This window comes from Streptomyces sp. NPDC001532, from assembly GCF_040298625.1.
GTDB lineage: Bacteria > Actinomycetota > Actinomycetes > Streptomycetales > Streptomycetaceae > Streptomyces.
Genome location: NZ_JBEPAL010000031.1, coordinates 24,033 through 41,598, shown reverse-complemented (window position 1 = coordinate 41,598; position 17,566 = coordinate 24,033). Strand labels below are relative to the sequence as shown.

The 17,566-nt window shown below is 72.9% G+C and carries 21 protein-coding genes; 14 read left to right on the top strand and 7 right to left on the bottom strand.

Annotated features, from left to right (window positions below):
* Positions 1-27 precede the first annotated feature (27 nt).
* The 6 genes from ABT232_RS25875 (at position 28) to ABT232_RS25850 (ending at position 3,908) form a co-directional block, all read left to right on the top strand.
* Entirely contained in the window at positions 28-597 is a 570-nt protein-coding gene (locus tag ABT232_RS25875) for a quercetin 2,3-dioxygenase (protein ID WP_351843964.1), read from the top strand.
* A complete protein-coding gene (locus ABT232_RS25870) occupies positions 594-743 on the top strand; it encodes a DUF1427 family protein (protein ID WP_351843962.1) in 150 nt (49 codons plus the stop codon). The genes ABT232_RS25875 and ABT232_RS25870 overlap by 4 nt, the downstream gene beginning before the upstream one ends.
* On the top strand, positions 740-1,039 hold the full coding sequence (locus ABT232_RS25865) for a DUF1427 family protein (RefSeq protein ID WP_351843959.1): 300 nt from the start codon (positions 740-742) through the stop codon (positions 1,037-1,039). The genes ABT232_RS25870 and ABT232_RS25865 overlap by 4 nt, the downstream gene beginning before the upstream one ends.
* Positions 1,036-2,007: an amidohydrolase family protein gene (locus ABT232_RS25860; RefSeq protein WP_351843957.1), complete on the top strand. Its 972-nt coding sequence runs from the start codon at positions 1,036-1,038 to the stop codon at positions 2,005-2,007. Before ABT232_RS25865 ends, ABT232_RS25860 begins: the two co-directional genes overlap by 4 nt.
* A gap of 490 nt (positions 2,008-2,497) precedes the next feature.
* A complete protein-coding gene (locus tag ABT232_RS25855; RefSeq protein WP_351843955.1) occupies positions 2,498-3,427 on the top strand; it encodes an alpha/beta hydrolase fold domain-containing protein in 930 nt (309 codons plus the stop codon).
* 37 nt (positions 3,428-3,464) lie between these two features.
* Positions 3,465-3,908, top strand: a complete 444-nt coding sequence (locus ABT232_RS25850; protein ID WP_351843952.1) for a MarR family winged helix-turn-helix transcriptional regulator — start codon at positions 3,465-3,467, stop codon at positions 3,906-3,908.
* Between the two features lie 43 nt (positions 3,909-3,951).
* On the opposite strand, the gene ABT232_RS25845 is transcribed toward ABT232_RS25850, so the two are convergent.
* Both ABT232_RS25845 and ABT232_RS25840 read right to left on the bottom strand, forming a co-directional pair.
* Positions 3,952-4,479, bottom strand: a complete 528-nt coding sequence (locus tag ABT232_RS25845) for a hypothetical protein (RefSeq protein WP_351843949.1) — start codon at positions 4,477-4,479, stop codon at positions 3,952-3,954.
* A 142-nt stretch (positions 4,480-4,621) separates the two neighbouring features.
* Positions 4,622-5,077, bottom strand: coding sequence for a flavodoxin family protein (locus ABT232_RS25840; RefSeq protein ID WP_351843947.1), 456 nt, complete (start codon positions 5,075-5,077; stop codon positions 4,622-4,624).
* A 45-nt stretch (positions 5,078-5,122) separates the two neighbouring features.
* On the opposite strand from ABT232_RS25840, the gene ABT232_RS25835 reads away from it, so the two are divergent.
* Both ABT232_RS25835 and ABT232_RS25830 read left to right on the top strand, forming a co-directional pair.
* Positions 5,123-5,791 (top strand): class I SAM-dependent methyltransferase, encoded by a 669-nt coding sequence (locus ABT232_RS25835; protein ID WP_351843945.1) that lies wholly within the window; start codon positions 5,123-5,125, stop codon positions 5,789-5,791.
* 54 nt (positions 5,792-5,845) lie between these two features.
* Complete coding sequence (locus ABT232_RS25830) at positions 5,846-6,715, top strand: arginase family protein (protein ID WP_351843943.1); 870 nt, start codon at positions 5,846-5,848, stop codon at positions 6,713-6,715.
* A 198-nt stretch (positions 6,716-6,913) separates the two neighbouring features.
* Here the strand turns inward: ABT232_RS25830 and ABT232_RS25825 are convergent, their stop codons facing one another.
* Positions 6,914-7,432 (bottom strand): DUF4396 domain-containing protein, encoded by a 519-nt coding sequence (locus ABT232_RS25825; protein WP_351843941.1) that lies wholly within the window; start codon positions 7,430-7,432, stop codon positions 6,914-6,916.
* An 89-nt stretch (positions 7,433-7,521) separates the two neighbouring features.
* A complete protein-coding gene (locus ABT232_RS25820) occupies positions 7,522-7,953 on the bottom strand; it encodes a VOC family protein (protein WP_351843939.1) in 432 nt (143 codons plus the stop codon).
* A 149-nt stretch (positions 7,954-8,102) separates the two neighbouring features.
* Here ABT232_RS25820 and ABT232_RS25815 point away from each other — a divergent pair, with 149 nt between their 5' ends.
* Both ABT232_RS25815 and ABT232_RS25810 read left to right on the top strand, forming a co-directional pair.
* Positions 8,103-8,564, top strand: a complete 462-nt coding sequence (locus tag ABT232_RS25815; RefSeq protein ID WP_351843936.1) for a DUF6153 family protein — start codon at positions 8,103-8,105, stop codon at positions 8,562-8,564.
* Positions 8,565-8,715: 151 nt separating this feature from the next.
* On the top strand, positions 8,716-9,393 hold the full coding sequence (locus ABT232_RS25810) for a DUF305 domain-containing protein (RefSeq protein ID WP_351843934.1): 678 nt from the start codon (positions 8,716-8,718) through the stop codon (positions 9,391-9,393).
* A gap of 53 nt (positions 9,394-9,446) precedes the next feature.
* On the opposite strand, the gene ABT232_RS25805 is transcribed toward ABT232_RS25810, so the two are convergent.
* Entirely contained in the window at positions 9,447-9,806 is a 360-nt protein-coding gene (locus ABT232_RS25805; RefSeq protein WP_351843931.1) for an ArsR/SmtB family transcription factor, read from the bottom strand.
* 240 nt (positions 9,807-10,046) lie between these two features.
* On the opposite strand from ABT232_RS25805, the gene ABT232_RS25800 reads away from it, so the two are divergent.
* The 4 genes from ABT232_RS25800 to tgmB all read left to right on the top strand — a co-directional run bounded on the left by ABT232_RS25800 (position 10,047) and on the right by tgmB (position 15,274).
* Positions 10,047-11,411, top strand: a complete 1,365-nt coding sequence (locus ABT232_RS25800; protein ID WP_351843929.1) for an FAD-dependent oxidoreductase — start codon at positions 10,047-10,049, stop codon at positions 11,409-11,411.
* A 328-nt stretch (positions 11,412-11,739) separates the two neighbouring features.
* Complete coding sequence (locus tag ABT232_RS25795; protein ID WP_351843926.1) at positions 11,740-12,960, top strand: hypothetical protein; 1,221 nt, start codon at positions 11,740-11,742, stop codon at positions 12,958-12,960.
* 1,122 nt (positions 12,961-14,082) lie between these two features.
* Complete coding sequence (gene tgmA, locus ABT232_RS25790; RefSeq protein WP_351844078.1) at positions 14,083-14,274, top strand: putative ATP-grasp-modified RiPP; 192 nt, start codon at positions 14,083-14,085, stop codon at positions 14,272-14,274.
* A 16-nt stretch (positions 14,275-14,290) separates the two neighbouring features.
* Positions 14,291-15,274 (top strand): ATP-grasp ribosomal peptide maturase, encoded by a 984-nt coding sequence (gene tgmB / locus ABT232_RS25785; protein ID WP_351843923.1) that lies wholly within the window; start codon positions 14,291-14,293, stop codon positions 15,272-15,274.
* A 47-nt stretch (positions 15,275-15,321) separates the two neighbouring features.
* Here the strand turns inward: tgmB and ABT232_RS25780 are convergent, their stop codons facing one another.
* Positions 15,322-15,564, bottom strand: coding sequence for a DUF5133 domain-containing protein (locus ABT232_RS25780; protein ID WP_351843921.1), 243 nt, complete (start codon positions 15,562-15,564; stop codon positions 15,322-15,324).
* A gap of 134 nt (positions 15,565-15,698) precedes the next feature.
* Positions 15,699-17,465, bottom strand: coding sequence for an ABC transporter ATP-binding protein (locus tag ABT232_RS25775; RefSeq protein WP_351843918.1), 1,767 nt, complete (start codon positions 17,463-17,465; stop codon positions 15,699-15,701).
* Positions 17,466-17,566 lie beyond the last annotated feature (101 nt).

The window sequence follows — 17,566 nt, the reverse complement described above, 5'->3', positions numbered from 1 at the left end:
TACCTCGACCAGAGCCGGAGGTTCCGCATGACCATGGAGTTCGCCACCCCCTACCGTTCCCGCTCGTTCATCCCGCCCGAGCCCGGTAAGCCGTACTTCATCGAGAAGGGCATGGGCGACCGCGCCCACCTCTTCGGCGACCTGATCACCGTCTACGCGGGCGGCGAGCAGACGGAGAACACGTTCAACTTCTTCACCGTCGAAGGCCCCAAGGGAGACGTCATCCCGGCCCACTCGCACGCCGGCACCCACGAGGTGTTCTACGTGGCCCAGGGCGCGGTCCGGCTGTTCGTGGAGGACCTGGAGGGCGAGCAGCAGGAACGCCTGCTCGTCCCCGGCGACTTCGGCTTCGTGCCGAAGAACTGCGCCCACGCCTACCGCATGGAACGCCACCACTCGGTGATCGTCGGCGTGGCAGCCGGCCCCGGCGGCACCTTCGAGCGGTTCTTCGAGACGCTGGGCACCCCCGCCGAGGAACTCGGCCTGCCCGCCCGGCCGTTCGTGCCCGCACCCGACCGCTTCGGCACGGTGCCGGAGCAGTACGACGTGCGCTTCCTGCCCGACCACCAGTGGCGCACGGAGAGCGGACGGCAGTGACGTACATCGAGGTACTGCTGGCCGGCGCGCTCGTGGGCGTGCTGTACGGCGTGCTGCGGGTGACCTCGCCCGCGCCGCCCCCGGTCGCGCTGTTCGGGCTGCTGGGGATGGTGCTGGGGCAGTCGGTGCTGGAGGCGGTGCTGTGAACGCCACCGACGGCGCCGCCGCGCCCGCGGACACCACCGAGAGCGCCGCCCGGCCCGCCCGCGCCACCGCCTTCCTGCGCGCGGCCGCCGTCTCCTTCGCGGCCGGGCTGCTGATGGGCGCCGTCTACTGGGCGCTGGACATCGTCTCGCCCGCTCCGCCGCTGCTCGGTCTGACCGGGCTGTTCGGCATCGTCGTCGGCGAGCGGGCGGTGTCCGTCCTGCGCGGCCGGCGGCGCCGCCGCGTCTCCCCCGCACGGGACCAGGTTCCCGCCCCAGAGAAGGGCTCCCCCTCATGAGCACCCCCGTCGACTCCCCCGGACTCGTCGACGTCCACGCCCACTTCGTCACCGACTCCTACATCCGGCAGGCCAGGGCCGCGGGCCACGCACTCCCCGACGGGGTGCCCGCCTGGCCGAGCTGGTCGGCGCGGACCCACCTCGAACTGATGGACCGCAGCGGCATCGAGACCGCCGTCCTGTCCGTCTCCTCGCCCGGCGTGCACTTCGGAGACACGGCCGCGGCGCGGGCCCTGGCCAGGGAGATGAACGAGGAGGGCGCACGGATCGTCGCCGAGCACCCGGGCCGGTTCGGGCTGTTCGCCTCGCTCCCGCTGCCCGACGTCGACGGCGCGCTCGAAGAGATCGCGTACGCCTTCGACACGCTCGGCGCGGACGGCGTGGTCCTGGAGACCAACACCCACGGCGTCTACCTGGGCGATCCCCGGCTGGAGCCGGTCTTCGCCGAGCTGGACCGGCGTGCGGCGGTCGTCTTCCTCCACCCCACCTCGCCGGCGTGCTGGGAGCAGTCCGCGCTCGGGCGCCCGCGCCCCATGGTCGAGTTCATCTTCGACACCGCGCGCAGCGTCACCGACCTGCTCTTCGCGGGAACGCTGACCCGCCATCCGCGGCTGAAGGTGATCGTCCCGCACTGCGGCGGGGCACTGCCGGTGCTGGCCGACCGGATCAACGGATTCATGCGCCTGTTCATGCCGGCGGACCACGAGGCACCGGACGCCGTCGCCCAGCTGCGCGGCCTCTACTACGACCTCGCGGGCCCCGCCTTCCCCCGCCAGGCCCGCGCCCTGCTGAGCCTCGCCGACCCCGACCACCTGCTCTACGGCAGCGACTACTGCTGGACGCCCGCCCCGGCCGCCGAGGCACACGCCGCGTCCTTCGACACGGAGCCGGCCCCGGTCGAGGGCACGACCTGGCGCTCCCTGACGACGGCCAACGCCCGGACGCTGCTGCCACGGCTCACCCGCTAGCCGCGCCGGGGCAGGCACGGCGGTGGGCCTTGCGGGTCCTGGGCGACGGGGTGCGCGCTCGGTCGGCGGGACGCGGGGCGTGTCCGCGGCTCCTCGACACGCGACATGCGGTATGCGGTATGCGCTCGGCGGCTGGGGCGTGGCTGCCGAGTTCTACGCCGGTCGGTCCCGATGACGGCCACGCGTGACTGCCGCACCGCTGAGGGACGGGCTCGTGCTCGGCTGCCGAGGACCTGACGGACTCCCGCACGACTGCCACGCCGCCGACAGACCGCCCGCGCACGGCCGTCGCCGCGCCTGCCGCCGGCTCACGGCGTGCGCGCCGCGCCGCTGCTGAACGGCCCCCGCACGGCTGCCGCGCCGCAATCCCGCGCGCGCCGGCCACCCCGGCGCCTCACCTCACCCGCCGCCGCACCTCACCCCGCTGTCTCACCTCGCACCGCCGCCCCACCTCACCCGCTGGACACCGCCCGCACAGAAGGACACGACCATGGCCGGACACGTACCCTCCTTCCCGCTCGAGCTGCTCGCGCCGCCCGACCCGGCGCGGCTGCCGCTGCCGCCCGCCGCCGGCCCGGACGCCGGGACCCGGCTGCTGCGCGGTGCCGTCTACGCCGTACCGGAGGGCAGCCGGCCGCTGGAGCTGGACCTGTGGCTGCCCGCGGAGCCGTCCGGACCGGTGCCGGTGCTCGTGTTCGTGCACGGCGGTGCCTGGCGCACCGGTCTGCGCGAGGATCTGGGTCCCCGCTTCCGGCACTGGTCGCCGGGCCCGTTCGCGCGGCTGGCGCGCGCCGGGTTCGCTGTGGCCTGCCCGGACTACCGGCTCAGCGGTGAGGCGCCGTACCCGGCGCAGCGCGACGACCTGCACACCGCACTGGCCTGGCTGCACACCCGTTCCGCCGAGCTGGGCCTGGACACCACCCGCACCGTGCTGTGGGGCGAGTCCGCGGGTGGTCACCTGGCCGCGCTGGCCGCTCTCACCGCCGCGGACCGGCCCGAGCCCACGGCCACCGTGCGCGGCTGTGCCGTCTGGTACGCCCCGTCGGACCTCGTACGGCTCGTCGAGGACCACCCGGCCGGGGCGTACGACCCGGCCGATCCAGGGACGTTCGAGGCCCTGCTGATCGGCGCCGCGCTCACCGACGCGCCCGAGCGCGCCCGTGCCGCCAGCCCCGTGCACGCGGTGACGGCCGACGCGCCACCGTTCCTGGTGCTGCACGGCACCGCCGACGGCATCGTCCCCTTCGCGCAGGGCGAGCGGCTGGCCACGGCTCTGCGGGAGGCGGGCGCCGAGGCCGATCTCCGGCCGGTGGCGGGCGGTGACCATCTGTGGGTGGGCGTGCCCGAGGAGGACGTCGAGGACTGTTTCTCCACGACCCTCGACTTCGCGGCCCGGTGCACCGGCGCGGCACGGGGATAATTCACTGGTCCGTCGTCCACCGACGCCCTGAGGAACCATGAGTCACCGCGCCGCCAACATGCCCCAACTGCTCGGCGAAGCCCGGCGCTGGTTCGAGGACGCGCTCTTCGCGAGCATGGAGGCCGCCGGGGAGCAGCCGGTCACCACCGCCCAGGCCTCCGTGTTCGCGATGCTCGACGCCGAGGGCACCACCGTCTCGGAACTGGCCCGCCGGATCGGCGTCACCCGTCAGACCGTCCACCAGGCGGTGCACGGACTGATCGACATGGGTCTCCTGGAGCAGGTCCCCGACCCGGACTCGGCCCGGCGGCGGCTGATCCGCACCACCGCGGAGGGGCAGCGGGTGCACGAGCGCGCCCAGGCCGTGATCGCGCTCGTGGAGTCGGTGCTCGCCGAGCGCATCGGCCGTACCGACGCCGAGGCCCTGCGCCGGGCGCTGACCGCCGACTGGGGCGAACCACCGCTCGTCACGGCCCCCTGAACCGCTGCCTGGCCCCACCTCGCCTCCCGCTGGGGCGCCGGGCTCAGGCGATGAGTGCCTGCTCCGGGCCGAGGCGGTCCAGGAGGTGGTCCAGGTGCAGCTCGGCCACCGGGGCGAGCAGATCGGGGTGGCGGAGCAGGGCCGCGGCCTGACGGTCGCGGTCGCCGGGGGCCATCAGCCGGCGGAACTCGGCCGGCACCGCCGCGGGCTCCGCCTCCTCGGTGATCGCCGCCACCGCCATCCTGGCCAGCTCGGGGTCGGTGAGCAGCGAGGCCGCCCAGCTGGCGACGACCTCGTCCACCCAGGTGCGCCAGGCCGTGCCGTCGTCCTCCTCGCCGCCCGGCGCGTCCGCGCCGGTGACCCAGTCCAGGCGGGCCGAGCCGCCGGGGCCGGCCATCGCGACCAGCGCGGCGTCCGTGCGCGTGGGGTAGCGCAGACAGGCCGCCACCGTCACCGCCTGGCGCGCCTGCGCCTCGCACAGGGCGACGGCCAGGGCGCCGCCGGACGCCGGGTAGGCGCGGGTCAGCCACTGGGCGGTCGCCGCGATGAGCGGTGAGAGTTCGGTGAGCACTGGGGCCGTCCGAGCTGCTGGGAGACAGGGAGCGGACAAAACGGTAGCCCGCCGCCCGCGGGGAGGAACATGGCCGGAGTCTCCTCCGGGACGTGGCTTCGCCCACATTTCGGTCGAACGAGAGGTGAGGTGAGGTGCGTGGCTAGGCGTCCATCAGGCCCGCCGCCACCGTCGCGCCCAGCTCCCAGCACGCCTGAAGGTCGGCCTTGCTCGGTTCGCCGGTCACCTTCACCGCGTCGGCGGCGCGACGCCAGCCGAGGCCCGTGGTGATCGACTCGACGCCCCGCACCGCTCCGGTGACGTCGTTGCCGCCGTGCACGTAGTAGCCGAAGGGCCGGCCGCGGGTCGCGTCCAGGCAGGGGTAGTAGACCTGGTCGAAGAAGTGCTTGAGGGCGCCGGACATGTAACCGAGGTTGGCGGGCGTGCCCAGCAGAAAGCCGTCGGCGGCGAGCACGTCGGACGCGGTGGCGGCGAGCGCCGGGCGCCGTTCCACCCGGACGTCCTCGATCTCCGGTGTCGTCGCGCCCGCGAGGACGGCTTCGAGGATCGCCTGGCAGTTGGGCGACGGGGTGTGATGCACGATCAGCAAGGTGGGCACAGCCGAACCCTAACGCCGTTGTCATCCCGGCCCCCGGGTGCGACGATGCCCGGCACCACCATGCCGGAGGAGGCACATGTGACCGACGGGGACCAACAGCCCGGCGCGGCAGCGGTGTTCGACGCGCTCGGCGCCACGTACGAGAAGGCCTTCGCCGGCTCCGAGGCGCACCGAGCGTCGTTGGAGTGGCTGCTCGACCGGCTGGCACCCGGCAGCCAGGTGCTGGACGTCGGCAGCGGGACCGGGCGTCCCACGGCGGAGACGCTGGCCGCGGCGGGACACCGGGTGCTGGGGATAGACGTCTCCCCCGTGATGGTGGAGCTGGCGCTCCGGCAGGTGCCCGACGCCGAGTTCCGGTGTGCCGACATCCGCGAGGAACCGCTCGCGGACGGCTCCTACGACGCGGTCTGCGTGTACTTCTCGCTGCTCCAGATGACGCGCGAGGAACAGTCGGGCCTCCTCCGGCGGCTGGTGCGGGCGCTGCGGCCCGGCGGGCTGATGGCGCTGGCCACCGTGCCCTTCGACGTGGAGGGCGTCGAGGCCGTGTTCATGGGGCAGCCGGTCCGCGTCACCAGCTTCGGCGCCGAGGAGTTCACGGCGCTGGCGGGCGCGGCGGGCCTCACGGTGCTGCGGGAGGAGCAGACGCTGTTCACCCCCGCCCACCCCGAGGCCGTACCCGAGCCGCACCTCTTCCTGCACGGTCGACGCGACTGACAGCGGCCGCCGCGGGACGATGGCCGGGGGACCCGCGGCAGGAAGGGCCCGGCCATGCGCACCCCGGCGATCATCGAGGCGCCGTCCGTGCTCGGGCTGCGCCCGACCGGCGTCCAGGACCTCCCGGCGGCGCTGCTCGACGCCGGGCTGACGGCGGCCCTTCCCGGTGCGGTGCACGCCGGCCGGGTCGAGCCACCGGCCTACGACGCCCGGCACGACCCGGAGACCGGCGTCCTCAACCTGGCGGGCCTCGCGGAGTACTCCGTACGCCTGGCCGACGCGGTCGGCGACGTCCTGGACGCCGGGCGCGCCCCCGTGGTGCTCGGCGGCGACTGCACCATCCTGCTCGGCGCTCTGCTGGGCCTGCGGCGCCGGGGACGGCACGGGCTGCTGTTCCTCGACGGTCACAGCGACTTCTACCAGCCGTCGGCGGAGCCGGCCGGTGAGGCGGCCTCGATGGAACTCGCCCTGGTCACCGGCCGCGGCCCCCGCCCGCTGACCGACCTGGAAGGGCGCGGGCCCCTGGTGCGGGACGAGGACGTGGCGGTCCTCGGCTTCCGGGACGCGGACGAGTCCGGCGAGGCGGGGATGCAGCCGCTGCCGCCCGAGCTGTACGCGATGGACCTGGACGGTGTCCGCTCGTCGGGGGCCGCAGCGGCGGCCCGCCAGGCGGTCGAACGGCTCGCCGCCCTCGGTTACTGGGTCCACCTCGACGTCGACGTGCTCGACGACGCGATCATGCCGGCGGTCGACTACCGGCAGCCCGGTGGGCTGACCTGGGCGGAGCTGGAGGAGGTGCTGCGCACGGCCCTGTCCGGAGCGGAGGCCGTCGGCTTCGACGTGACGATCTTCAACCCGCGTCTCGACGCCGACGGTTCCCTCGCGACCCGGCTGGTGGCCTGTCTGCGCCACGGGTTCTCGTGAGCCGATCTCGCGAGCCGATTCCGTGAGCCGGTGCCGTGAGCCGATCCCGTGAGCCCTTCCCTTGGGCCGGGACCGAACTGGGCGGCCGGACCGGTGCACCCCGGTCCGGCCGCCCAGTTCGGTCGGTCGCTCGCTCGGTCGGTCGCTCGCCCGCTCACTCGTCCGGTCGGAACGTGCGCCCGTCCGTCCATCTGTCCGTCAGTGGTAGGCGTGGACGACCGCGTGACCCTTGCCCCGGCCGATCATCCACTTGTTGATCGGTGTGGTGATCAGGAAGGCGACCGCGAAGCCGCCCAGCAGGGCGGACCAGAACAGCCCTTCCGACAGATGGGCGTCCATCGCACCGGGAGTGAGGGCGATGATCGCGTTGTCGACGAACTCCATCACCGCGATGGAGACGGTGTCGGCGGCGAGCGCGACCTTGATCGCGGACCTGATGTCCAGGCCGGCCCTGCGGACCGCGAAGAGGGTGAAGGAGTATCCGAAGAGGAACGCCAGCCCGATCGCCAGGACCATGGTCGGCACGTTGCCCCACCCCAGAGCCGTGCCGATCACCATGCCGAGGATCTCGCCGATGGCGCAGCCGGTGAGGCAGTGCAGCGTCGCCTTCACGGCCGTCCCCCAGGAGGCCGCCCCCTGCCCGTGGCCATGTCCGTGGCCGTGCTGGGCGTGCCCGGCGTGCTGAGCGGTGTGGTGCTGATGCGCGCTGTGATCCATGACGTACTCCCCGAATACGGTCACACGGGGCTCGGCTCTCCCTGGCCCCACAGCAGGAACTATATACCCCCAGGGGGTATGCAGCGACCTCAGTCGGCGAAAATCTGCGCGTCGTCGGCGAACGCCTTGAACTCCAGCGCGTTACCCGCCGGATCGAGGAGGAACATGGTCCACTGTTCCCCCTTTTGACCGGGAAAGCGCACATACGGCTCGATGACGAACTCCACGCCCGCCGCGCGCAGTCGATCGGCCAGCTCATGGAAGACCGGGATCGGCAGGATCAGCCCGAAGTGCGGGACCGGGACGTCGTGTCCGTCGACGGCGTTGTGGACGCGCGGCGCGCGACCGGCGGCGAGGTGGGTGACGAACTGGTGGCCGTGCAGGTTCCAGTCCACCCAGGTGTCCGCACTGCGGCCCTGCTCCAGGCCCAGCACGCCACCGTAGAAGCGGCGCGCGGCCGTGAGGTCGTCGACGGGAACGGCCAGGTGGAACCGCGGGATCGGGGACTCGGAGACGGTCATGGCACTGCCTTCCTGCCGGAGCGGGCGGTCGACAGAGGTCGTACCCCGACACACGCCCACCCGTCCGCGCCTCGATCACCATGGCCGGATACCGTCGGGGGGTAACAGCGCGGGGCGGAGGACACGGCCGCGGACGAGGAAGGGCGAGCGTGCGGGCGAGGCGGTACGTGCGGGCGGGCGGCACCTTCGGGCAGCTGCTGCTCGTTGTCGTACTCGCGCTCGGCGTCTTCGTGATGCACACCCTCGGCCACCCCGCCGACGAGCACTGCCACACCGGCACGCCCGGCATCGCGACGATCGCCGTCTCGCACACCGTCCCCCTCGACGAGCCGCACGACGGGTCGCACGGTGCCCGCTCCCCCGCCTCCACCGCGGCCGACGAGACGACGAACCCCACGTCGTCCCATGAGCCGGCCATGGCGATGGACATGCTCTCGCTGTGCGTGGCGGTCCTGTTGAGCGCGTGGCTGCTCGCCGCCCTGCTCAGGTCGGCGTTCGCCAGGCGCGCGGAGTGGGCGGCCCGCCTGCTCGCGCGGCTGACCGCCGCCCAGCGGCCCGACCCTCCGCCGCGAACCCCGGATCTCACCCAGTTGTCGGTGCTGCGGCTGTAGGCCGAACCGCACCCGCGGGCGCGCTCCGGCGCGGTCCCGCGGCTTCGCGTAGGCCCATCACAGCCATCACAGCCGTCTCAGCGTCTCAGCAGCTGTCGCACAAGCAGCACAGACGGCACAGGCAGCACAGAAACACGAGGTGACATCCACCATGCCCGCTTTCACGCGCGACCGGCGCCGCACCCACGCCCGCCGCCTCACCGCCCTCGCCGCACTGGCCTCCGGCGTCCTGCTCCTCACCGCCTGCGGAGGGAGTGGGGACGACATGAGCGGTATGGGCCACGGCGGCGGCAGCGGCTCGTCAGGCGCGACGGCCACCACCGGGGCCGGCACCCAGGCGTTCGACGACGCCGACGTCTCCTTCGCGCAGCAGATGATCCCGCACCACGAGCAGGCCCTGGACATGGCGAAGCTCGCCGACGGCCGCGCCTCGGACGCGGAGATCAAGGACATCGCCGGGAAGATCGAGCGGGCCCAGGACCCGGAGATCCGGACCATGAAGGGCTGGCTGACGTCCTGGAAGCAGCCGACCGCCGCCGAATCCGCCGCCGGCACCGGACACGGTGGGCACGGCGGGCACAGCGGGCACGGCGGCGCCGACGGGATGATGTCCGACGCGGACATGACGCGGCTCAAGGGCCTCGAGGGCACCGCGTTCGACAAGGCCTTCGCGGAGATGATGATCGAGCACCACGAGGGCGCCATCGCCATGGCCGAGGAGGAGCGGAAGAACGGCCGGAACGCCGAGGCCAAGAAGCTGGCGGCCGAGATCGTCACGGGCCAGTCCGCCGAGGTCGGGCAGTTGCGCGCCGTTCTCGACCGCCTCTGATCCCACAGTGCCCTGCCAGGGCCCCGCACCCGCCGCGCCGGTCTCGGCTCGGGTCAGTCGTGCGGGGCCTTGCCGCTGACCCGGTGGTCGGCGTGGCTGAGCGCTTCCATCACGAGGCGGCGCAGATGGCCGTCGCGCAGGCTGTAGTGCATGTGCCGGCCCTCCCGGCGTGACTCGACGAGTCCGGCCAGGCGCAGCTTGGCCAGGTGCTGGCTGACCGCCGTACGGGACGCCGCGCAGCGCTCGGTCAGCGAGCCGACGTCCGACTCGCCCTGCGCCAGCAGCCACAGCAGGTGCAGGCGGGTCGGGTCGGACAGCATCGCGAACACCTCGGTGGCCTCCGCGAGGCGCGCGCCGTCCGGCGGGCGCAGATGCGCGTCGAGTGCGGGTGGCACGGGCTCGCGGTCGGACATGGGCACAGCCTAGAGGCTCACGCGCACCACCCGGAGTGCGGCGGATACGGCGCCGGTCGACCGCACAGGAGGACCGCAGAGGTCAGAGCCACGGCCCGGCCGCCCCTGGGAGAAGTCCGCCTTATCACCCTCATAAGGCCGCCTTATGAGTCCATAGATGGGACCCGCGTACCGACTTAGGCTTGCCTTAGCTTAGGCTTCCCCGCGAGTCGCTTTTCATCGCTCGAAGGGAACCTGATCATGCCCCGGCCTCTGCGGGTAGCCATTGTCGGAGCCGGCCCCGCCGGGATCTACGCCGCCGACGCCCTGCTCAAGTCCGACGTGGCCACCGAGCCCGGTGTGTCCATCGACCTCTTCGAGCGCATGCCGGCGCCGTTCGGCCTGATCCGCTACGGCGTCGCGCCCGACCACCCCCGGATCAAGGGCATCATCACCGCCCTCCACCAGGTGCTCGACAAGCCGCAGATCCGTCTCTTCGGCAACGTCGACTACGGCACCGACATCAGCCTGGACGACCTGCGGTCGTTCTACGACGCGGTGATCTTCTCCACCGGCGCGACCGCCGACCGGGCGCTGTCCATCCCCGGCATCGACCTCGACGGCTCCTACGGCGCCGCCGACTTCGTCTCCTGGTACGACGGCCACCCGGACGTGCCGCGCACCTGGCCGCTGGAGGCGGAGAAGGTCGCCGTCCTCGGCGTGGGCAACGTTGCGCTCGACATCGCGCGCGTCCTCGCCAAGACGGCGGACGAGCTGCTGCCGACGGAGATCCCGCCGAACGTCTACGAGGGCCTGAAGGCCAACAAGGCCCTGGAGGTCCACGTCTTCGGCCGCCGCGGCCCGGCACAGGCGAAGTTCAGCCCGATGGAGCTGCGCGAGCTGGACCACTCCCCCAACATCGAGGTCATCGTCGACCCCGAGGACATCGACTACGACGCGGGCTCCATCGAGACCCGGCGCGGCAACAAGCAGGCCGACATGGTCGCCAAGACGCTGGAGAACTGGGCGATCCGCGATGTCGGCGACCGCCCGCACAAGCTGTTCCTGCACTTCTTCGAGTCGCCCACCGAGATCCTCGGCGAGGACGGCAAGGTCGTGGGCCTGCGCACCGAGCGCACCGAGCTGGACGGCACGGGCAACGTCAAGGGCACCGGCAAGTTCACGGACTGGGACGTCTCCGCGGTCTACCGTGCGGTCGGCTACCTCTCCGACAAGCTGCCGAAGCTGCCCTGGGACCTCGACTCGGGCACGGTGCCGGACGAGGGCGGCCGGGTCATGGAGGAGAGCGGCACGCACCTTCAGTCGGTTTACGTGACCGGCTGGATCCGGCGCGGTCCGGTGGGTCTGATCGGCCACACCAAGGGCGACGCCAACGAGACCGTCTCCAACCTGCTGGACGACTTCGCGAACGACCGGCTGCAGACGCCCGAGGCGCCCGCGCCGGAGGCCGTGGAGACGTTCCTGGCCGAGCGGAACATCCGCTTCACCACCTGGGACGGCTGGTACAAGCTGGACGCCGCGGAGAAGGCGCTCGGCGAGCCGCAGGGCCGTGAGCGAGTGAAGATCGTCGAGCGTGAGGACATGCTCAAGGCGAGCGGCGCGTGAGCGTCCGCGCCGCCGACCGCTGACGCGTCGGCGGCGCCGCCGCGCGAGCGGTCGGCCGAGGGGCCCGGTGGCTGTGCCACCGGGCCCCTCGCCGTTTCGGCGTCTTCACTCCCGAGCGTGAATCACCCCTGCGACACGGCAGCGATCGTGAGAAAGCGCGGCACTTCGGAAGATCGGCCGGATTCCAGCGCCACCAAGACATTTCGGCGCTCTCACCGGCGGTCGACGCGCGGCACGCCGGCCCGGCAGGCACCCCCCCGGTTGATCGACACGCACCCGCGGCGACGATACTGGCAGTCGCACTACGTCCCCGTTCACAGATGGACTCATGCCGAATTCCAGCACCGCCCGCCCGACGACTCCCCCCACGGTGTGGCTGGCTCGCGGCCGCCATGTCGGTGCCGCCGCCGAGGACGCGCTGCGGCGAAACCTGCGCGAACTGAAGAGCCGCGGAACGATCCACTCCTCTCTGGAGCTGCCGGAGACCGGGGAGGGCGCCGAGCGGGTCTTCGAGGCCCGGTGGCTGGTCGCCGGGGAGGTGACCGTGCGGGCGCGGCTGACGGTCGCGGCGGAGTCGAACGGCGGCCGGGAGTGGGTGCTCGCCGCCGAGGCGGAGGCCCCGTGGGACCTCGCCTGGCCCTCACCGGCGACCATGTTCTGGCCCGAGGACCCGGCCGAACCGCACGAGCCCAACGCCTCCGGCGCCGTCTGGGACCACGTGAGCGGATCCGGTGTGCTGCGGCTGCGGGACATCAACCCGCTGCCCGCGGACGACAAGGATTTGCGGCGCGTACTGCGCGACGCCGCGCCGGACACCTGGGCGGTCCATGTCGTCGTGCACGAGGCGATGACCCCCGACGCCCTCGGCCGCCGCCCGCTGGCCCCGTTGCTGCCGCCCGGCCTGCGGCATCGCGTGGTGGAGCACCGGGCCGCGCCGCAGCAGCTGCGAGCGGTGAACTGGGCGCTGCGGGAGTTCGGGGTGGAGGTGCCGCGGGGCGGTGCCGTGGTCCTGCCCGGCATCCCGGCGCCCGAGGGCTACGACCGGGGCCGGTTCTCCGTGCGCAGCGTCTTCCTGGACGGCTCGCGGCCGGTGGAGCTGCTCGACGCGGTGACCCGGTTCGCCCACTCCCCGCGGCCCCTGCCCAAGGGCGCCGACGAGGTGGTCACCACGCTGCGCGAGGAGTGGCGGCTGCTGACGCTGGAGGAGGAACTGGAGCGCGAGCGCGCGCTGGTGGCGATGTACGCCGAGGCGCTGGAGGCGATGACCAAGTCCCGCGATCTGTACCGGGAGGCCGCCGAGCGGGCCAACGAGGCGCTGGCGGCCTACCGGGAGTCCGCCGACGCCGCGGCTCTCGTGCCCGCCGCACCCGCGGCCGAGCGGCCGCAGGACACCCATCCCACCTCCCCGCTCCAGCAGCTGACCCGCACCCTGGAGCGCTTCAAGGCCACCGGCTGGCCCCGCCGCGCCACGACCACGACCACGACCACGACCACGACCACGAAGGAAAGCACCGAGCGCCCCGCGACACCGGACCCGGAGGCCCCGTAACACCCACCCGCTCCAGCCCCGCGTCACACCACAGCCCGGCACCACACCGCAGCCCACCCGAACCGGCGCCTGACCCGAGCCGGCGTCACACCGCAGCCCACTCGGACCCGCGCCTGGCCCGGGCCCGCACCGCAGCGCCGCCCACTCCGGCCCGGCGGCCGACCCCGCGCCGCACCGTGACACCGCCCACGCGCCCCGGCACCTGCCCAACATCCCGCCCCCAACGCCAGCCGCCCGGGCCCGACCCGACCCGGCACCACACCGCAGCCCACCCGAACCGGCGCCTGGCCCGGGCCCGCACCGCAGCGCCGCCCACCCCGGCCCGGCAGCCGACCCCGCGCCGCACCGTGACACCGCCCACGCGCCCCGGCACCTGCCCAACATCCCGCCCCTAACACCAGCCGCCCGGGCCCGACCCGACCCGGCACCACACCGCAGCCCACCCGAACCGGCGCCTGTCCCGGCCTCGCACCTCAGCGCCACCCACTTCGGCCCAGCACCTGCCCCGGCCTCACCCAGCAGCGCCACACGCGCCGGCCCGGCAGCTGGCCCAGCGTCGCACCGCAGCGCCGCCCACTCCGGCCCAGCGCCCGCCTCCCACCACAGCACCCCCCACTCCGGCCCAGCGCCCGCCTCCCACCACAGCACCCCCCACTCCGGCCTCGCACCCGACCCGGCCTCCCCTCAACCACCCCTCCGCGCACCCCCTCCAGCTCCGCCCGCACTCCCTCGCACTCCCCCACCCCCATTCCTCCCTTCCCGCCCGCCCGTCCGGCCGCCCCCGCGCGGCAGCGCGGCAGTTCGGGACGGTTGAGGCAATACGCGGGCGCTATCCGGGAATTGGAGGAGAGGACGGCCCACCTCACGGCCCTCTCACTTACGCTCCGCGCACCCTTCGGCATCCGTGCCGGTCGCCTCTCCGTACGTCGTCAGACTCAACCGCCGGGCGCCTTCGACCGTCTCAGGTTCAGGGCGCCCAACTCGCAGAAAACTACGGAGCGTAAGGAAACCATTCACTCGTTCGATTCGTATAAGTCCATGGAAGCCCTGGAGATCCAGTGGGCGCTGTCAGGAAGCGGCACGCCGAGGCTTCACCGGGGCAGCACCGACGAGGGAGAGACGATGCAACCGTTCGCGCTCAACTACGCACGTCCAGCGGCGGAGTTGGACGTCGCCACTCCGTACGCCTACGACCCGGGGCGGCAGTTGAACGTGCTCTTCGACGGCCGGACCGCCGCGAGCGATCACGCCCTGTTGCGGGAGCTGGGGACCACGACGTCCACGGCGGGTTCGAAGACGCATTTCGACGACTGACCACGGACCGTCGACGATGACCGTACTGATCCTGACCAGCGACCAGGATGTGACGGCGGACATGGTGGTCGTGCATCTGCACGCGTCCGGCGTGCCGGTGGTCCGGCTCGACCCCGCCGACCTCACCGGCGGGGCCGCCCTCTCGGGCGAGTTCGTGCACGGCGCCTTCCGGGGCCATCTGTGGTCCGCCGGACGGCTGGTGGGCATGGACGGGCTGCGGTCCGTGTGGGTGCGCCGGCCGGGAGCGCCGGCGGCCCACGCGGCCACGCCGTCCGCCTGGCTGACCGAGGAGGCCGAGCAGGCGCTGTACGGCATGCTGCGCGGCACCGACGCCCGCTGGATGAACCATCCCGACGCGGCCCGCCGGGCCCGTCACAAGCCGTGGCAGCTGCGCCTGGCCCAGCGCGCCGGCCTGCCCGTGCCGGCCACCTTGATCACAACGTTCCCGCAGGCCGCGCGGGACTTCGCCGAGCGTTTCCCGGACCTGGTGGTCAAGCCGGTCTCGGGCGCGCATCCGCAGGACCCGCCGCGGGCGGTGCCGACCAGCCGGGTGGCGCCGGGCACGGATTTCGCGGCGGTCGCGTTCGGGCCGACGCTGCTCCAGCGCCGGATCGCCAAGCGGGCCGACATCCGGCTCACCGCGGTCGGCGACCGGCTGCTCGCCGCCCGCAAGGAGACCCCCGAGGACGCGGACCCCGACGAGGTGGACGTGCGGTTCGCGGCGCCGGCCCTGCCCTGGGCCGCGGCCGAGGTGCCGCCGCGGATCGCGGAGGGGGTGCGGGCGTACCTCCGTGAGGCGGAGCTGGCGTACGGCGCCTTCGACTTCGTCGAGGACGCCGACGGGACGTGGTGGTTCCTGGAGTGCAACCAGTCCGGGCAGTTCGGGTTCGTGGAGGTCGAGACGGGCCAGCCGATCGCCCGGACGATCGCCGAGTGGCTGGCCGGACCCGCACCAAAGCGGCCGGAGCGGGTCGACGACGCCGGTACCACGGTCCCGTGACCGTGGTACCGGCGTCGCAAGGGGTAGGGCGGTGTCGTACGGCGGTCTCAGACCGCCAGCGACAGGCCGCTGTCCTCGTCCGGGTCTGCCGCCCGGCCCTCGGTCAGCAGGGCGTCCGCCTTGGCGATGGCGTCATGGATATCGGTGGTCCCCATCATCACGCAGAGCGTGTAACTGACGTCGTCCAGCTCTCGTGCCGTGGCCGTACTCTCTCGCTCCGCCTGCGCGATCTGCAGCGTCGCGTACCGGGTCAGCAGCTTTCTGACGACCTTCGGGTCCGGAACAAGCAACGGGCGCCCCTCTCTCGCTTTTTGCGCTGCGTATGCCCGGTCGGCGCCGGAGCAATCGCCTCCCCGGCGCGCCGTACCCAATTGACGCAATACCGTTGCTTAACGCCCGCGCGTCGTACGCCCGGCGGGCGTTTTCACGCGGCTTGTCCGCTGTGCAGTGCCGCGTACGCGCCGCCTCGCCGGAGCAGCTCCTCGTGGGTGCCGATCTCCTGGATCCGGCCGTCGCCCATGACCACGATCCGGTCCGCGCCGCGCACCGTGGACAGCCGGTGCGCCACCACGAAGGTGGTACGTCCGCGCAGCAGCCGGGCGAGGGCCTGCTGGACCAGGGCCTCGGACTGGGTGTCCAGGGCGGAGGTCGCCTCGTCCAGCACCAGCACCTTGGGGTCGCGGATCAGGGCGCGGGCGATGGCGAGGCGCTGCCGCTGGCCGCCGGACAGCCGTGCCCCGCGGTCGCCGACCAGGGTGTCGAGGCCCTGGGGCAGCCGGTCGACGAACTCCAGGGCGTTGGCGTCCCGGAGGGCCGCGCGGACGGAACTCTCGTCGGCGTCGTCCATGCCGTAGGCGACGTTCTCCCTGATGGTGCCGTCGAAGAGGATCGACTCCTGCGGGACCACCGACACGAACCGCCGGTAGGTGCGCAGGTCGAGGGCGGTCATGTCGGCGCCGTCCAGGAGCAGCCGGCCCGAGGTGGGGCGGATGAAGCCGATGACCAGGTTGAGGACGGTGGACTTGCCGGCGCCGGACGCGCCCACCAGGGCGATGGTCTCGCCGGGGGTGACGTCGAGGGTGAAGTCGCGGACGGCGGCGCGCCCGCCGTCGTAGGCGTGGCCGACGTTCTCGAAGGTGATGGCGCCGCGCAGGGAGGTGACCTCGGTCTTGCCCTCGTTGTCCTCCAGTTCGGGAGCCTGGAGCACCTCGCCGACCGAGCGCACCGACTCCAGGCCCTTGGAGATGATCGGGGTGAGGCCGGCCAGGGTGGTCACGGAGTTGGTGAGGGTGGTGAGGAACGCGCTGAGCATGACGACGTCGCCGGGGGTGACGCCCCAGACGTCGTAGTACGAGATGAGCGCGGCGCCGGCCAGCACCAGGACGCCGACCACGTTGAGCACCACCCAGGCCAGCGAGCCGAACCGGCCGTTGACCAGGTCCAGGCGCATGCCGGAGGTGAGCAGCCGGTGCAGGGTGCCGTCCATGCGGCGCAGCGCCTTGCCCTCCAGGCCGTGGGCGCGGGTGACCGGAATCAGGCGGGTCATCTCGGTCACCCGGGACGACAAGGTCTCCACCTCGTGCCGGAAGTGTTCGTTGTGGGTGCGCAGCCGGGACCGCAGCCGGGCGACGAGCAGGGCGGCGGCGGGGACGACGACGAGGAAGACCGGCAGGAACTCGGGGGTGCGCACTCCGATGATGACCAGGCCGCCGATCAGCACGGTGGTGGCGCCGAGCCCTTGTTCGGCGGTCTGCTGGACCATCTGCTCGACCGTCTCGACGTCCCGGACCACCTTGGCCTGGAGGACGCCGGCGCTGACCCGGGAGTGGTAGCCGATGGACAGCTGCTGCATGCGGGTGCACAGCGCGGAGCGCAGGCTGGTGCCCATCCGGCGGACGCTGCCGTAGAGCAGGCGGACGTAGAGGACGTGCAGCGGGTAGTTGACCAGCAGGATGAACAGGATGACCCCGGTGCTGGTGAACAGCTGGGATATCGGCTGGTGCTGGACGACGGTGTCGATGATGGACGCGGTGATCAGCGGCAGCAGCCAGATCGGGCTGTGCTTGAACGTGAAGACGCCGACCGCTGCGGCCAGCTGCCGGCGGTCGGCGCGGAACAGATAGGCGAGGGTGCGAATGGGGTGCTCGCCCCGGTAGCGGTGGTCGAGCGGTTTCTCCAACGGCGACGCCATCGGCGGTGATCCTCTCCGGTGACCATGGGGAAGCGCTTTCTGCCCCATTCGGCCAGAGGTACACCACCGTACGGCGGGAATGTCGCGGTGTCCGCAGCGTG

Excerpts from the sequence above, each read along its gene's own strand:
- ABT232_RS25875 (WP_351843964.1), top strand. The coding sequence starts at position 28 with ATGACCATGGAGTTCGCCACCCCCTACCGTTCCCGCTCGTTCATCCCG.
- ABT232_RS25860 (WP_351843957.1), top strand. The coding sequence starts at position 1,036 with ATGAGCACCCCCGTCGACTCCCCCGGACTCGTCGACGTCCACGCCCAC.
- ABT232_RS25855 (WP_351843955.1), top strand. The coding sequence starts at position 2,498 with ATGGCCGGACACGTACCCTCCTTCCCGCTCGAGCTGCTCGCGCCGCCC.
- ABT232_RS25850 (WP_351843952.1), top strand. The coding sequence starts at position 3,465 with ATGAGTCACCGCGCCGCCAACATGCCCCAACTGCTCGGCGAAGCCCGG.
- ABT232_RS25835 (WP_351843945.1), top strand. The coding sequence starts at position 5,123 with ATGCCCGGCACCACCATGCCGGAGGAGGCACATGTGACCGACGGGGAC.
- ABT232_RS25830 (WP_351843943.1), top strand. The coding sequence starts at position 5,846 with ATGCGCACCCCGGCGATCATCGAGGCGCCGTCCGTGCTCGGGCTGCGC.
- ABT232_RS25825 (WP_351843941.1), bottom strand. The coding sequence starts at position 7,432 with ATGGATCACAGCGCGCATCAGCACCACACCGCTCAGCACGCCGGGCAC.
- ABT232_RS25820 (WP_351843939.1), bottom strand. The coding sequence starts at position 7,953 with ATGACCGTCTCCGAGTCCCCGATCCCGCGGTTCCACCTGGCCGTTCCC.
- ABT232_RS25810 (WP_351843934.1), top strand. The coding sequence starts at position 8,716 with ATGCCCGCTTTCACGCGCGACCGGCGCCGCACCCACGCCCGCCGCCTC.
- ABT232_RS25805 (WP_351843931.1), bottom strand. The coding sequence starts at position 9,806 with ATGTCCGACCGCGAGCCCGTGCCACCCGCACTCGACGCGCATCTGCGC.
- ABT232_RS25800 (WP_351843929.1), top strand. The coding sequence starts at position 10,047 with ATGCCCCGGCCTCTGCGGGTAGCCATTGTCGGAGCCGGCCCCGCCGGG.
- ABT232_RS25795 (WP_351843926.1), top strand. The coding sequence starts at position 11,740 with ATGCCGAATTCCAGCACCGCCCGCCCGACGACTCCCCCCACGGTGTGG.
- tgmA (WP_351844078.1), top strand. The coding sequence starts at position 14,083 with ATGCAACCGTTCGCGCTCAACTACGCACGTCCAGCGGCGGAGTTGGAC.
- tgmB (WP_351843923.1), top strand. The coding sequence starts at position 14,291 with ATGACCGTACTGATCCTGACCAGCGACCAGGATGTGACGGCGGACATG.
- ABT232_RS25775 (WP_351843918.1), bottom strand. The coding sequence starts at position 17,465 with ATGGCGTCGCCGTTGGAGAAACCGCTCGACCACCGCTACCGGGGCGAG.